Annotated in this window: 12 protein-coding genes and 1 other annotated feature; of the genes, 10 read left to right on the forward strand and 2 right to left on the reverse strand. The window is 58.7% G+C overall.

Annotated elements, in window-relative coordinates; genetic code table 11:
- The first annotated feature begins 22 nt into the window (after positions 1–22).
- Complete coding sequence (gene mscK / locus DBY73_RS11610) at positions 23–3,388, forward strand: mechanosensitive channel MscK (protein ID WP_112011289.1); 3,366 nt, start codon at positions 23–25, stop codon at positions 3,386–3,388.
- Between the two features lie 37 nt (positions 3,389–3,425).
- Here the strand turns inward: mscK and rsmS are convergent, their stop codons facing one another.
- Positions 3,426–3,620, reverse strand: coding sequence for a pleiotropic regulatory protein RsmS (gene rsmS / locus DBY73_RS11615; RefSeq protein ID WP_112011290.1), 195 nt, complete (start codon positions 3,618–3,620; stop codon positions 3,426–3,428).
- A 12-nt stretch (positions 3,621–3,632) separates the two neighbouring features.
- Positions 3,633–4,160: a primosomal replication protein N'' gene (priC, locus tag DBY73_RS11620; RefSeq protein WP_112011291.1), complete on the reverse strand. Its 528-nt coding sequence runs from the start codon at positions 4,158–4,160 to the stop codon at positions 3,633–3,635.
- A gap of 50 nt (positions 4,161–4,210) precedes the next feature.
- Here priC and DBY73_RS11625 point away from each other — a divergent pair, with 50 nt between their 5' ends.
- The 9 genes from DBY73_RS11625 to DBY73_RS11670 all read left to right on the forward strand — a co-directional run bounded on the left by DBY73_RS11625 (position 4,211) and on the right by DBY73_RS11670 (position 13,612).
- On the forward strand, positions 4,211–4,579 hold the full coding sequence (locus DBY73_RS11625) for a DUF454 family protein (RefSeq protein ID WP_112011292.1): 369 nt from the start codon (positions 4,211–4,213) through the stop codon (positions 4,577–4,579).
- A 160-nt stretch (positions 4,580–4,739) separates the two neighbouring features.
- Positions 4,740–5,291 carry an adenine phosphoribosyltransferase gene (apt, locus tag DBY73_RS11635; RefSeq protein ID WP_000127359.1) on the forward strand — a complete coding sequence of 184 codons (552 nt, stop codon included), beginning with the start codon at positions 4,740–4,742 and terminating at the stop codon, positions 5,289–5,291.
- Positions 5,292–5,379: 88 nt separating this feature from the next.
- Positions 5,380–7,308: a DNA polymerase III subunit gamma/tau gene (gene dnaX / locus DBY73_RS11640; RefSeq protein WP_112011293.1), complete on the forward strand. Its 1,929-nt coding sequence runs from the start codon at positions 5,380–5,382 to the stop codon at positions 7,306–7,308.
- Positions 6,638–6,702, forward strand: a sequence feature (DnaX frameshifting element). Its footprint overlaps the gene before it by 65 nt.
- Before the next feature lie 53 nt (positions 7,309–7,361).
- The gene (locus DBY73_RS11645) at positions 7,362–7,694 is read left to right on the forward strand and encodes a YbaB/EbfC family nucleoid-associated protein (protein ID WP_112011294.1); all 333 of its coding nucleotides are present in this window, start codon (positions 7,362–7,364) and stop codon (positions 7,692–7,694) included.
- Positions 7,694–8,299, forward strand: coding sequence for a recombination mediator RecR (gene recR / locus DBY73_RS11650; RefSeq protein ID WP_112011295.1), 606 nt, complete (start codon positions 7,694–7,696; stop codon positions 8,297–8,299). Before DBY73_RS11645 ends, recR begins: the two co-directional genes overlap by 1 nt.
- A 110-nt stretch (positions 8,300–8,409) precedes the next feature.
- On the forward strand, positions 8,410–10,284 hold the full coding sequence (gene htpG, locus DBY73_RS11655) for a molecular chaperone HtpG (protein ID WP_112011296.1): 1,875 nt from the start codon (positions 8,410–8,412) through the stop codon (positions 10,282–10,284).
- A 229-nt stretch (positions 10,285–10,513) separates the two neighbouring features.
- Positions 10,514–11,158, forward strand: a complete 645-nt coding sequence (gene adk, locus DBY73_RS11660; protein ID WP_112011297.1) for an adenylate kinase — start codon at positions 10,514–10,516, stop codon at positions 11,156–11,158.
- A 124-nt stretch (positions 11,159–11,282) separates the two neighbouring features.
- A complete protein-coding gene (gene hemH / locus DBY73_RS11665) occupies positions 11,283–12,245 on the forward strand; it encodes a ferrochelatase (protein WP_112011298.1) in 963 nt (320 codons plus the stop codon).
- A gap of 62 nt (positions 12,246–12,307) precedes the next feature.
- Positions 12,308–13,612 carry an inosine/guanosine kinase gene (locus DBY73_RS11670; RefSeq protein ID WP_112011299.1) on the forward strand — a complete coding sequence of 435 codons (1,305 nt, stop codon included), beginning with the start codon at positions 12,308–12,310 and terminating at the stop codon, positions 13,610–13,612.
- Positions 13,613–13,722: the final 110 nt, after the last annotated feature.

Below are 13,722 nucleotides of genomic sequence, written 5' to 3' on the forward strand. Positions count from 1 at the left end.
TGCTCAGATCAAACTCACGACTATGCTGCACTCCAATCGCTCGCAAGCTTCTGTTTTTGCATTTATTTTTTCAATGCTGTTTCTTCTGGTCGCGGTACCCGCTGCGTATGCCCGCGCGGACAACACCAGCGACGTCCCAACGCGTGCTGACGTTCAGTCGCAGCTGGACACCCTTAACAAGCAGAAAGACCTTTCTCCTCAGGAAAAACTTGTTCAGCAGGATTTGACGGAAACCCTGGAAACGCTGGATAAAATCGAGCGCGTCAAAGCCGAAACAACGCAGCTTCGCCAGAAGGTCGCGCAGGCGCCCGATAATATGCGCAAGGCGATGGACGCGCTGGCGGCCCTGAGCGACGTCGATAACGATGATGAAACGCGTAAAACGCTCGCGTCGCTTTCGCTGCGCCAGCTGGAATCTCGCGTGACGCAACTGCTTGACGATTTGCAAACCGCGCAGTCCGATCTCGCGACCTACAACAGCCAGCTTGTCTCGCTGCAAACGCAGCCCGAGCGCGTTCAAAACGCGATGTACGCCGCCTCGCAGCAGCTTCAGCAAATTCGCAACCGCCTTAACGGCACCGAGGTTGGCGAAGGGGCGTTGCGTCCTACCCAGCAAACGCTGTTTTTAACGCAGCAGATGTTGCTGAATGCTGAAATTGAGCAGCAGCGTAAGAGCCTGGAAGGGAATACGGTGCTGCAGGATACGCTGCAAAAGCAGCGTGATTACGTCACGGCCAACATTAACCGCCTGGAGCACCAGCTGCAGCTGCTGCAGGAAGCGGTGAACAGCAAGCGCCTGACGCTAACGGAAAAAACGGCGCAGGAGGCGGTATCGCCGGACGAAACCGCCCGCATCCAGGCGAACCCGCTCGTTCGCCAGGAGCTGGAGATTAACCACCAGCTCAGCCAGCGGCTGATTACGGCAACCGAAAGCGGCAACTCGCTGGTTCAGCAAAACATCAAGGTTAAAAACTGGCTGGATCGCGCGCTGCAGGCCGAGCGCAACATTAAGGAACAAATTGCGGTGCTGAAGGGCAGCCTTCTGCTGTCGCGCATTCTCTACCAGCAGCAGCAGACGCTGCCGTCGGCGGACGAGCTGGAAGACATGACCAACCGCATCGCCGATTTACGCCTCGAGCAGTTTGACGTAAACCAGCAGCGCGACACCCTTTTCCAGAGCGATACCTTTGTCGCCAAAATTGAAGAGGGCCACTCCGCGGAGGTGAATCCGGAAGTCCACGATGCGCTTTTGCAGGTGGTTGACATGCGCCGCGAGCTGCTCGACCAGCTTAACAAGCAGCTTGGCAACCAGCTGATGATGGCCATCAACCTGCAGATTAACCAGCAGCAGCTGGTGAGCGTGTCCAAAAACCTGCAGGAGATTTTGACCCAGCAGATTTTCTGGGTAAACAGCAACAAGCCGATGGACTGGGACTGGATCAAGTCCTTCCCTGAGACGCTGAAATCCCAGATCAAGAGCATGAAAATCACCGTGAACTGGGAGAAAGCCTGGCCTGCGGTGATGATTGCGTTCCTCGCCGGATTGCCGCTGCTGCTCATTGCGGGCCTGATCCGCTGGCGCTTGCGCTGGCTGAAAAACTACCAGGCGAAGCTGGCGGGCGAAGTGGGGCAGCTGCGCAATGACAGCCAGCTGCATACGCCGAAAGCGATCCTGATCGATCTTATCCGCGCCTTGCCGGTCTGCCTGCTGATCCTCGCCGTGGGGCTGATCCTGCTGACGATGCAGCTCAACGTCAGCGATCTGCTGTGGGCCTTCAGTAAAAAGCTGGCGCTGTTCTGGCTGGTGTTTGGCCTGTGCTGGAAGGTGCTGGAAAAAGACGGCGTGGCAGTACGTCATTTCAACATGCCGGAGCAGCTTACCAGCCACTGGCGTCGTCAGATTGTGCGCATTAGCCTTGCGCTGCTGCCGCTGCACTTCTGGTCGGTGGTGTCCGAGCTTTCTCCGCTGCACCTGATGGATGACGTCCTGGGCCAGCTGGTCATCTTCCTCAACCTGCTGCTGATTGCCGTGCTGATGTGGCCTATGTGCCGCGACAGCTGGCGCGACAAGGAGTCCCACAATTTACGGCTGGTCACCGTGACGGTGCTGGCGATCATTCCGCTGGCGCTGATGGTGCTGACGGCCACCGGCTACTTTTACACCACGCTGCGCCTTGCCGGGCGATGGATTGAAACCGTTTATCTGGTGATTATCTGGAACCTGCTGTTCCAGACCGTGCTGCGCGGATTGAGCGTGGCGGCGCGCCGTATTGCCTACCGCCGCGCGATTGCCCGTCGCCAGCATCAGGTGAAAGAGGGCGCCGAAGGGGCCGAGCCGCAGGAAGAGCCGACCATTGCCCTGGAGCAGGTCAACCAGCAGACGATGCGTATCACCATGCTGGTGATGGTAGCGCTGTTCGCGGTGATGTTCTGGGCCATTTGGTCCGATCTCATCACCGTGTTCGCCTATCTGGACAGCGTTACGCTCTGGCAGTACAGCGGCACCGAAGCGGGCGCGACGGTGATGAAAAGCGTGACCATGGGCAGCCTGCTCTTTGCGCTGGTTTCGCTGGTCGTCGCCTGGGCGCTGATCCGCAACCTGCCCGGCCTGCTGGAAGTGCTGGTGCTGTCTCGCCTGAATCTGCGGCAGGGGGCGTCGTACGCGATCACCACCATCCTCAACTACGTGATCATTATCGTCGGCGCGATGACGGTCTTTGGATCGCTGGGCGTGTCGTGGGATAAACTGCAGTGGCTGGCCGCCGCGCTGTCGGTCGGCCTGGGCTTTGGCCTGCAGGAGATCTTCGGTAACTTCGTTTCCGGCCTGATCATCCTGTTCGAACGTCCTGTGCGCATCGGCGATACCGTGACGATCGGCACGTTCTCCGGGACCGTCAGCAAGATCCGCATTCGCGCGACCACCATTACCGACTTCGATCGCAAAGAGGTGATCATCCCGAACAAAGCGTTCGTGACCGAGCGCCTGATCAACTGGTCGCTCTCGGATACCACCACCCGCGTGGTGATCCGCCTCGGCGTGGCCTACGGTTCCGATCTGGACAAGGTGAAAGAGGTCCTGCTGAAAGCGGCGAACGACCATCCGAAGGTGATGCACGATCCGGCGCCGTCGGTGTTCTTCACCACCTTTGGCGCAAGCACGCTGGATCACGAGCTGCGCTTATACGTTCGCGAGCTCCGCGATCGCAGCTACACCGTCGATGAGCTGAACCGCGCTATCGATCGCCTGTGCCGTGAAAACGACATTAATATCGCCTTCAACCAGCTCGAAGTTCACCTGCACAATGAGAAGGGTGATGAGCACACGGAAGTGAAGCGCGAGATTAAGGGTGATGATAACTCTAACCCTCACCCTAACCCTCTCCCTTGAAGGGAGAGGGAACAGTCTGGTGCGGGCTGAATGATTGTCACTCGTCCGCTTTTCCCCCTCTCCCCTCAGGGGAGAGGGCCGGGGTGAGGGGTGAAGGCAATTTACCCTCAAAATCCTTTCTAACAATCTCCAGCGCCTTCAGCACCGTCTCTGCCGGAATAGCGTGATCCTCCAGCAGCATAATTAAATCGACGGCCAGTTTGACCTCGTCGGGGGCGTTTTCCAGTGACATGCAGGGCTCCAGTTATCGGGTCAGGCGTTCAATCACGCGTTCAATCTCATCCAGCGCCTGGCGGCAGCGAACGAGTCGTCCTTCCAGGGCGCTAATCTCTCGCATCAGTAATTGCTGCTCTTCCAGCGTTTCGGCAGCGTTTAGCCGCGTTTCCCGCTCATGCTTCATTTCAAACAGCCGGCGCTCAAACTCCTGGTTTTCCAGACGCTTGCGCTGCCATTTACCCAGCCCCGGTGAGGCGCTGTCCCAGGCGCGCAGCGGCCAGGCGATGATCTCGCGGTGCAGGGCGGTGAGCTGCTCGGTGAGGTGTTCGGCAAGCCAGGCCACCTGGTTTTTCTGCTCGCTCTCTACCGCATGGCGCAGCGCGTCGAGCTGGGTTTGCGCTTCGGTAAGATAGTCCTGAATGCGCGTGCTGCGGGTGCGAAAAAGCTGTCGGTCGAAGCGCGGCTTGAGCGTGGCGTGCCCCATCAGCGGTGCGGCCTGCGCGCGCAGCGCGGTCAGCTGATTTTGCAGCGTTTCCAGAAGCAGGGCTGTTTTCAAAACGCTCTCCAGTGGTAAAGTAGCCGTTCAGTTTGATAACGATTCGCATTATGCAGCGTACTATTTTAATCATCATTGGCTGGCTCGCGGTAGTGCTTGGCACGCTGGGCGTTGTGTTGCCCCTGCTGCCGACCACGCCGTTTATCCTGCTGGCGGCCTGGTGCTTCGCCCGCTCGTCGCCGCGCTTTCACCACTGGTTGCTCTATCGCTCGTGGTTCGGCGGCTATCTGCGCCACTGGCAAAAGCACCGCGCGATGCCGCCGGGCGCGAAGCCGCGCGCAGTTGCGGTGATCCTGGTGACCTTCGCGATTTCACTGTGGCTGGTGAACATGCTGTGGGTGCGTATTCTGCTGCTTATTATCCTCAGTTGCCTGCTTTTCTTCATGTGGCGAATCCCCGTCGTGGACGAAAAGCAATAAAAGCACGGAAGCCTTATCATGGCTGTTGCAATTATCGCGCGCAGCCAGTAAATTCGACCGTTTTCGAGCACAGGTGCGCCTGGTTAAAGGTTAAACAATTGTTACCTTGACCGACTCGTCGCGCGCCGTGAGTCACACTGTTTCATTTAGGCACAAACCGATGACCGCAACTGCACAGCAGCTTGAATATCTTAAAAACAGCATCAAAAGCATCCAGGACTATCCAAAGCCTGGCATTCTTTTCCGTGATGTCACCAGCTTGCTGGAAGACCCGAAAGCGTACGCGCTCAGCATTGAACTGCTGGTCGAGCGTTATAAGAACGCCGGGATCACCAAAGTCGTAGGGACCGAAGCCCGCGGCTTCCTGTTTGGCGCACCGGTTGCGCTGGCGATGGGCGTCGGTTTTGTACCGGTGCGTAAACCGCGCAAGCTGCCGCGCGAAACTATCGCGGAAAGCTACGAGCTGGAATACGGCACCGATCAGCTGGAAATCCACGTTGATGCCATTAAGCCAGGCGACAAAGTGCTGGTGGTGGACGATCTGCTGGCAACCGGCGGCACCATCGAAGCGACCGTGAAGCTGATCCGTCGTCTGGGTGGTGAAGTGACCGACGCGGCCTTCATCATCAACCTGTTCGATCTGGGCGGCGAACAGCGCCTCGAAAAACAGGGCATTACCAGCTACAGCCTGGTGCCATTCCCGGGTCATTAATCCCGGTTTTCACAACCTCGCTCAATGGGTGAGGTTGTGATAGCATTCCCCTCCATAAATTCACCTTCCAGCGTTGCAGAGCCTGCCCATGAGTTATCAGGTGTTAGCCCGTAAATGGCGACCACAAACCTTTGCTGACGTTGTCGGTCAGGAGCATGTGCTGACGGCCCTGGCGAACGGCTTGTCGCTAGGTCGCATTCATCACGCCTATCTTTTTTCCGGCACCCGCGGCGTCGGTAAAACGTCTATTGCCCGCCTGCTGGCAAAGGGACTGAACTGCGAAACCGGGATCACCGCGACGCCGTGCGGCGTGTGCGACAACTGCCGTGAGATCGAGCAGGGGCGCTTTGTCGACCTGATCGAAATTGACGCCGCCTCGCGCACAAAAGTGGAAGATACCCGCGACCTGCTCGATAACGTGCAGTACGCGCCGGCGCGCGGCCGCTTCAAGGTCTACCTGATCGATGAAGTGCACATGCTGTCGCGCCACAGCTTCAACGCCCTGCTGAAAACGCTGGAAGAGCCGCCGTCGCACGTGAAATTCCTGCTGGCGACGACCGATCCGCAAAAGCTGCCGGTCACGATCCTGTCGCGCTGCCTTCAGTTCCATCTGAAGGCGCTGGATGTCGATCAGATCCGCACCCAGCTTGAGCATATTCTCGACGAAGAGAAGATTGTCCACGAGCCTCGCGCCCTGCAGCTGCTGGCGCGCGCGGCGGACGGCAGCCTGCGCGATGCGCTCAGCCTGACCGATCAGGCCATCGCCAGCGGTGACGGTAAGCTTTCGACCGAGGCGGTTAGCACCATGCTCGGTACGCTGGACGACGACCAGGCGCTCTCCCTCATTGAGGCGATGATTGCCGCCAACGGCGAGCGCGTGATGTCGCTGGTGAACGATGCCGCCGCCCGCGGCGTCGAATGGGAATCGCTGCTGGTGGAAATGCTTGGCCTGCTGCACCGCGTGGCGATGCTGCAGCTCTCTCCGTCGGCCATTGGCGCGGATATGGCGTCCATCGAGCAGCGGATGCGCGAGCTGGCCCGTACCGTGCCGCCTGCTGACGTTCAGCTGTACTACCAGACCCTGCTGATTGGCCGCAAAGAGCTGCCGTTCGCGCCGGATCGCAGAATGGGCGTTGAAATGACGCTGCTGCGCGCGCTGGCGTTCCATCCGCGGATGCCGCTGCCGGAGCCGGAAGTGCCGCGACAGTCCTTTGCCCCGGTTGCGCCGACGGCGGTGTTGTCGCCGCAGCAGGTGCCGCCGCAGCCGACGCCGCCGCCGCAGCAAAACGTGCCGCTGTCGGATGCCACCAGTTCGGTGCTTGCCGCACGCAGCCAGCTGCAGCGCGCGCAGGGAGTAACCAAACCAAAAAAGAGTGAACCGGCAGCGCCTGCAAGAGCGCGGCCGGTGAACAACGCCGCGCTTGAACGACTGGCTTCGGTAACGGAGCGCGTCCAGTCGCGCCCGGCACCGTCCGCGCTCGAGCAAAAAGCCCCGGTGAAAGAAGAGGCTTATCGCTGGAAGGCTACCACCCTCATCGAAACGGTGAAGGAAGAGGTCGCCACGCCGAAAGCGCTGAAAAAGGCGCTGGAGCATGAAAAAACGCCGGAGCTTTCCGCGAAGCTCGCCGAAGAATCTATCGCGCGCGACGCCTGGGCCGCTGAGGTCAGCAAATTACATTTGCCGAAGCTGGTAGAGCAGGTCGCGCTGAACGCCTGGAAAGAGCAGGAGGGGAATACTATCCGCCTGCATCTGCGCCCGGGCCAGCGGCATCTTAATTCCCCTGGCGCGCAAAAAGCGCTGGCAGAGGCGCTCTCGGCATTACACGGTGCGCCGGTTGAATTGACTATCATTGAAGATGATAATCCGGCGGTTAAAACGCCGCTGGAGTGGCGACAGGCTATTTATGAAGAGAAGCTCGCGCAGGCGCGCGAGTCGATAATTGCGGATAACAACATTCAGACCCTGCGTCGGTTCTTCGACGCCGACCTGGATGAAGAGAGTATTCGCCCCATTTGATCGTGAGTCTGACTCACGGTTTTAATCGTTAAACGTGAAAGAGAGAGAAGCCTATGTTTGGTGGAAAAGGCGGTCTGGGTGGCCTGATGAAGCAGGCTCAGCAGATGCAGGAAAAAATGCAGAAGATGCAGGAAGAGATCGCTCAGCTGGAAGTCACGGGTGAATCCGGCGCGGGTATGGTTAAAGTGACCATCAACGGTGCGCACAACTGCCGCCGCGTTGAAATCGACCCAAGCCTGCTCGAAGACGACAAAGAGATGCTGGAAGATCTGGTCGCTGCCGCGTTTAACGATGCTGCGCGCCGCATCGACGAAACCCAGAAAGAGAAAATGGCCTCTGTTTCCAGCGGCATGCAGCTGCCGCCGGGCTTTAAGATGCCGTTCTGATGCAAACCAGTCCGCTGCTCACGCAGTTAATGGAAGCACTGCGCTGCCTGCCGGGCGTTGGCCCGAAGTCGGCGCAGCGCATGGCGTTTACGCTATTGCAGCGCGACCGCAGCGGCGGGATGCGCCTGGCGCAGGCTTTGACCCGCGCCATGTCGGAAATTGGTCACTGTGCGGATTGCCGTACCTTTACCGAACAGGACGTGTGCAACATCTGCACGAACCCGCGTCGTCAGGAAAACGGTCAGATTTGCGTGGTGGAGAGTCCGGCGGACATCTACGCCATTGAGCAAACCGGGCAGTTTTCCGGCCGCTATTTCGTGCTGATGGGGCATCTCTCTCCGCTGGACGGCATCGGCCCGGACGATATTGGTCTCGATCGCCTGGAGCAGCGCCTGGAGTCGGAAACGATCAAAGAGGTGATCCTCGCCACCAACCCAACGGTGGAAGGGGAAGCGACGGCGAACTATATTGCCGAGCTTTGCGGCCAGTACGGCGTTGACGCCAGCCGTATCGCCCACGGCGTGCCGGTCGGCGGCGAGCTGGAGATGGTCGACGGCACCACGCTGTCGCACTCTTTAGCCGGACGTCACAAGATTACTTTCTGACCAAACGGAGGCTGCCTTCGCGGCCTCCGCTTGAAATTTCTCCCCCTTATCCCCATCTCTCACTCAACGTTTTTAAACCCCATTAAATGGCATTGTTGAGGTCGACTTAGATGAAAGGACAAGAAACCCGCGGTTTCCAGTCAGAAGTAAAACAGCTTCTGCACCTGATGATCCATTCCCTGTATTCCAATAAAGAAATCTTCCTGCGCGAGCTGATTTCCAACGCCTCCGACGCGGCGGACAAGCTGCGCTTCCGCGCGCTGTCTAATCCGGATCTGTACGAAGGCGACGGCGAGCTGCGCGTGCGCGTCTCTTTTGACAAAGAGAACCGCACCCTGACCATCGCCGATAACGGCATCGGTATGAACCGCGACGAGGTGATCGACCATCTCGGGACCATCGCGAAATCCGGCACCAAGGCGTTTCTGGAGTCTATGGGCTCCGATCAGGCGAAAGACAGCCAGCTGATCGGCCAGTTCGGCGTGGGCTTCTACTCGGCATTCATCGTGGCGGATAAAGTCACCGTGCGCACCCGCGCGGCGGGCGACAGCGCGGAAAACGGCGTCTTCTGGGAATCCAAAGGCGAAGGCGAATACACCGTTGACGACATCACCAAAGCGGATCGCGGCACCGAGATCACCCTGCACCTGCGTGAAGGCGAAGATGATTTCCTGAACGACTGGCGCGTGCGCTCCATCATCAGCAAGTATTCAGACCACATCGCGCTGCCGGTTGAGATTGAAAAACGGGAAGAGAAGGACGGGGAAACCGTTGTCTCCTGGGAGAAAATCAACAAGGCGCAGGCCCTGTGGACGCGCAACAAGTCTGAAATCAAAGACGACGAATACAACGAGTTCTACAAGCACATCGCCCACGACTACACCGATCCGCTGACCTGGAGCCACAACCGCGTGGAAGGCAAGCAGGAGTACACCAGCCTGCTGTACATCCCGGCGCAGGCCCCGTGGGATATGTGGAACCGCGATCATAAGCACGGCCTGAAGCTGTACGTTCAGCGCGTCTTCATCATGGATGACGCCGAGCAGTTCATGCCGAACTACCTGCGCTTTACCCGCGGCCTGATTGACTCCAACGATCTGCCGCTGAACGTTTCGCGTGAAATCCTGCAGGACAGCACGGTGACCCGCAACCTGCGCAACGCGCTGACCAAGCGTACGCTGCAGATGCTGGAAAAACTGGCGAAAGACGATGCGGAAAAATACCAGACCTTCTGGAAACAGTTCGGCCTCGTGCTGAAGGAAGGCCCGGCGGAAGACACCGCGAACGTTGAAACTATCGCTAAGCTGCTGCGCTTTGCCTCCACGCACACCGACTCCTCCGCGCAGACCGTGTCGCTGGAAGAGTACGTTTCTCGCATGAAGGAAGGGCAGGAGAAGATCTACTACATCACCGCCGACAGCTACGCCGCGGCGAAGAGCAGCCCGCACCTGGAGCTGCTGCGTAAGAAAGGCATCGAAGTGCTGCTGCTTTCCGACCGCATCGACGAGTGGATGATGAACTACCTGACCGAGTTCGACGGTAAATCCTTCCAGTCCGTAGCGAAAGCCGACGAGTCCATCGACAAGCTGGCGGACGACGTGGACGAAAGCGCGAAAGAGGCCGAGAAGGCGCTTGAGCCGTTCGTTGAGCGCGTGAAAACCCTGCTGGGCGATCGCGTGAAAGAGGTGCGCTTCACCCACCGTCTGACCGATACCCCGGCGATTGTGACCACCGATGCGGACGAAATGGGCACCCAGATGGCGAAGCTGTTTGCCGCCGCGGGCCAGGCGATGCCTGAAGTGAAATACATCTTCGAGCTGAACCCGGATCACCCGCTGGTGAAACGTGCCGCCGATACCCAGGACGAAGCCCGCTTCGCCGAGTGGGTAGAGCTGCTGCTGGATCAGTCCCTGCTGGCCGAGCGCGGCACGCTGGAAGATCCTAACCTGTTCATTAAACGCGTGAATGCGCTGTTGCTGGCGTAATTTAACACCTACCCCTCACCCTGGCCCTCTCCCCAAAGGGGAGAGGGTGTCATCGTCCCCTCTCCCCTTTGGGGAGAGGGTTAGGGTGAGGGGGAACCAACCGCACTAACCCAAATTATCTCCCCCCTTAACCGTTTCAGCCTCCCCGCCTTCCTTGAGCCACGCCCGTTCTGGTGGTATTGTTTAGCGCTTTTGAAAAATTGAAACGACATTTGAGGGGATTTTCGCAATGCGTATTATTCTGCTTGGCGCTCCGGGCGCGGGTAAAGGAACTCAGGCTCAGTTCATCATGGAGAAATACGGTATTCCGCAAATCTCCACCGGTGATATGCTGCGCGCCGCTGTTAAATCTGGCTCCGAGCTGGGTAAGCAGGCGAAAGACATCATGGACGCAGGCAAGCTGGTCACTGACGAACTGGTTATCGCCCTGGTGAAAGAACGCATCTCTCAGGAAGATTGCCGCAACGGTTTCCTGCTGGACGGCTTCCCGCGCACCATTCCGCAGGCTGACGCCATGAAAGAAGCGGGCATCAACGTGGACTACGTGCTGGAGTTCGACGTGCCGGACGAGCTGATCGTTGACCGTATCGTTGGCCGTCGCGTACACGCTGCCTCTGGCCGCGTTTACCACATTAAATTCAACCCGCCGAAGGTTGAAGGCAAAGACGACGTGACCGGCGAAGAGCTGACCACCCGTAAAGACGATCAGGAAGAGACCGTGCGCAAGCGCCTGGTGGAATACCATCAGATGACCGCGCCGCTGATCGGCTACTACTCTAAAGAAGCTGAAGCGGGCAACACCAAATACGCCAAAGTTGACGGCACCAAAGCCGTGGCTGACGTACGTGCAGAGCTGGAAAAAATTCTCGGCTAATCGCGCGCCTCTCACCCGGATCCCCGGGTGAGAAATTTTCTCATTCTCCCTTTTGCTGCAATTGGTTCCGTTTAAACGCATTTCCGCTACAATTGACAACCTATCAAATGGTTAAGAGGCGTGAATGAGTCAGGCGAAAACCGGCATCCTGCTTGCCAATCTGGGCACACCAGAAGCACCTACATCAGACGCGGTAAAACGCTACCTGCGACAATTTTTAAGCGACACGCGCGTCGTGGATTTTCCAAGACTGCTGTGGTGGCCGCTGCTGCGTGGCGTCATTTTGCCGATTCGTTCTCCGCGCGTCGCCAAACTCTATCAGTCCGTCTGGATGGAAGAGGGCTCGCCGCTGATGGTATACAGCCGTCGCCAGGAAAAAGCGCTGGCCGCCCGCCTGCCGGATATGCCGGTGGCGCTGGGCATGAGCTACGGCAAACCGTCGCTGGAAAGCGCCGTGGAGGCGCTGCTGGCCCAGGGCGTTGATCACATCGTCGTGCTGGCGCTCTATCCGCAATATTCTTGTTCCACGGTGGCTGCCGTCTGGGACGAGCTGGCGCGCATTCTGGCGAAGCGCCGCCGCATTCCGGGCATCACCTTTATTCGCGACTACGCGGATAACGATCTCTACATCAGGGCGCTTGCCAACAGCGCGCGCGCGTCGTTTGAAAAGCACGGCGAGCCGGATCTGCTTCTGCTCTCCTATCACGGCATTCCGCAGCGTTTCGCCAACGAAGGGGACGATTATCCGCAGCGCTGCCGCGATACCACCCGCGAGCTGGTCTCCGCGCTCGGCCTGCCGCCTGAGAAGGTAATGATGACCTTCCAGTCTCGCTTCGGGCGCGAGCCGTGGCTCACGCCGTACACCGATGAAACGCTCAAAATGCTGGGCGAGAAGGGCGTGAAGCACATCCAGGTGATGTCGCCGGGCTTCTCGGCGGACTGTCTGGAGACGCTGGAAGAGATCGCCGTACAAAATAAAGAGTTCTTCCTGGAAGCGGGAGGAACGAAGTATGAATACATTCCGGCACTTAACGATTCTCCTGAGCATATCGAGATGATGGTTTCGCTGGTGACCAACAGCCGCTGATCGCGCTCAGGGCCGGGTTTGTGCTACCATTCCCGGCCCATATTCCTTGCATAGTTCTGACCATGAAATTTCCCGGTAAACGTAAATCCAAACACTACTTTCCCGTCAATGCCCGCGATCCGCTGCTGCAGCAAATTCAGCCCGTAAACGAAACGAGCGCGGCATGGGTGGTCGGTATCGACCAGACGCTGGTGGACATTGAGGCGAAAGTGGATGACGCGTTTGTCGCCCGTTACGGGCTGAGCGCCGGGCATTCTCTGGTCATTGAAGATGACGTTGCGGAAGCGCTGTATCAGGAGCTGGTGCGTGAAAATCTCATCACCCACCAGTTCGCCGGGGGAACCATCGGCAATACCATGCACAACTACTCCGTGCTGGCAGACGACCGCTCGGTGCTGCTGGGCGTCATGTGCAGCAATATCGAAATCGGCGGCTACGCCTATCGCTATCTTTGCAACACCTCCAGCCGTACCGATCTGAACTATTTGCAGGGCGTTGACGGGCCGATAGGCCGCTGCTTTACGCTGATTAGCGATTCCGGCGAGCGTACCTTTGCCATCAGCCCGGGCCACATGAACAAGCTGCGCGCTGAGAGCATCCCTGAAGAGGTGATCGCGGGCGCGTCTGCGCTGGTGCTGACCTCCTATCTGGTGCGCTGCAAGCCGGGCGAGCCAATGCCGGAAGCGACCATGAAGGCGGTGGAATACGCGAAGAAATACAACGTGCCGGTTGTCCTGACGCTGGGCACCAAATTCGTGATCGCCGATAACCCCGAGTGGTGGCAGGCGTTTCTGAAAGAGCACGTTTCCATTCTGGCGATGAACGAGGAAGAGGCCGAAGCGCTAACCGGCGAAAGCGATCCGCTGCTGGCTTCTGATAAAGCGCTGGACTGGGTCGACCTGGTGCTCTGCACCGCCGGGCCGGTGGGGCTGTATATGGCGGGCTTCACCGAGGAAGAGAGCAAGCGTAAAACCCAGCATCCGCTGCTGCCGGGGGCGATCGCCGAGTTCAACCAGTACGAATTTAGCCGCGCAATGCGCCACAAGGACTGCGTGAATCCGCTGCGCATTTTCTCCCATATCGCCCCGTACATGGGCGGGCCTGAGAAGATCATGAACACCAACGGCGCGGGCGACGGCGCGCTGGCGGCGCTGCTCCACGACATCACGGCTAACGCCTACCACAAAACCAACGTACCGAACTCCAGCAAGCACAAGTTTAGCTGGCTGACCTATTCGTCGCTGGCCCAGGTGTGTAAGTACGCGAACCGCGTGAGCTATCAGGTGCTGAACCAGCACTCGCCGCGCCTGACGCGCGGCCTGCCGGAAAGGGAAGACAGCCTCGAAGAGGCGTATTGGGACAGATAACACTAAACCCCTCACCCTAATCCTCTCCCCATAGGGGAGAGGGGATCGCACCGAGCCGTCTTTTCTCCCTCGCCCCTTTGGGGAGAGGGCCAGGGGGAGGGGGGCAGGCC

The sequence above is a fragment of the Enterobacter sp. RIT418 genome (assembly GCF_003057745.1).
GTDB lineage: Bacteria > Pseudomonadota > Gammaproteobacteria > Enterobacterales > Enterobacteriaceae > Enterobacter.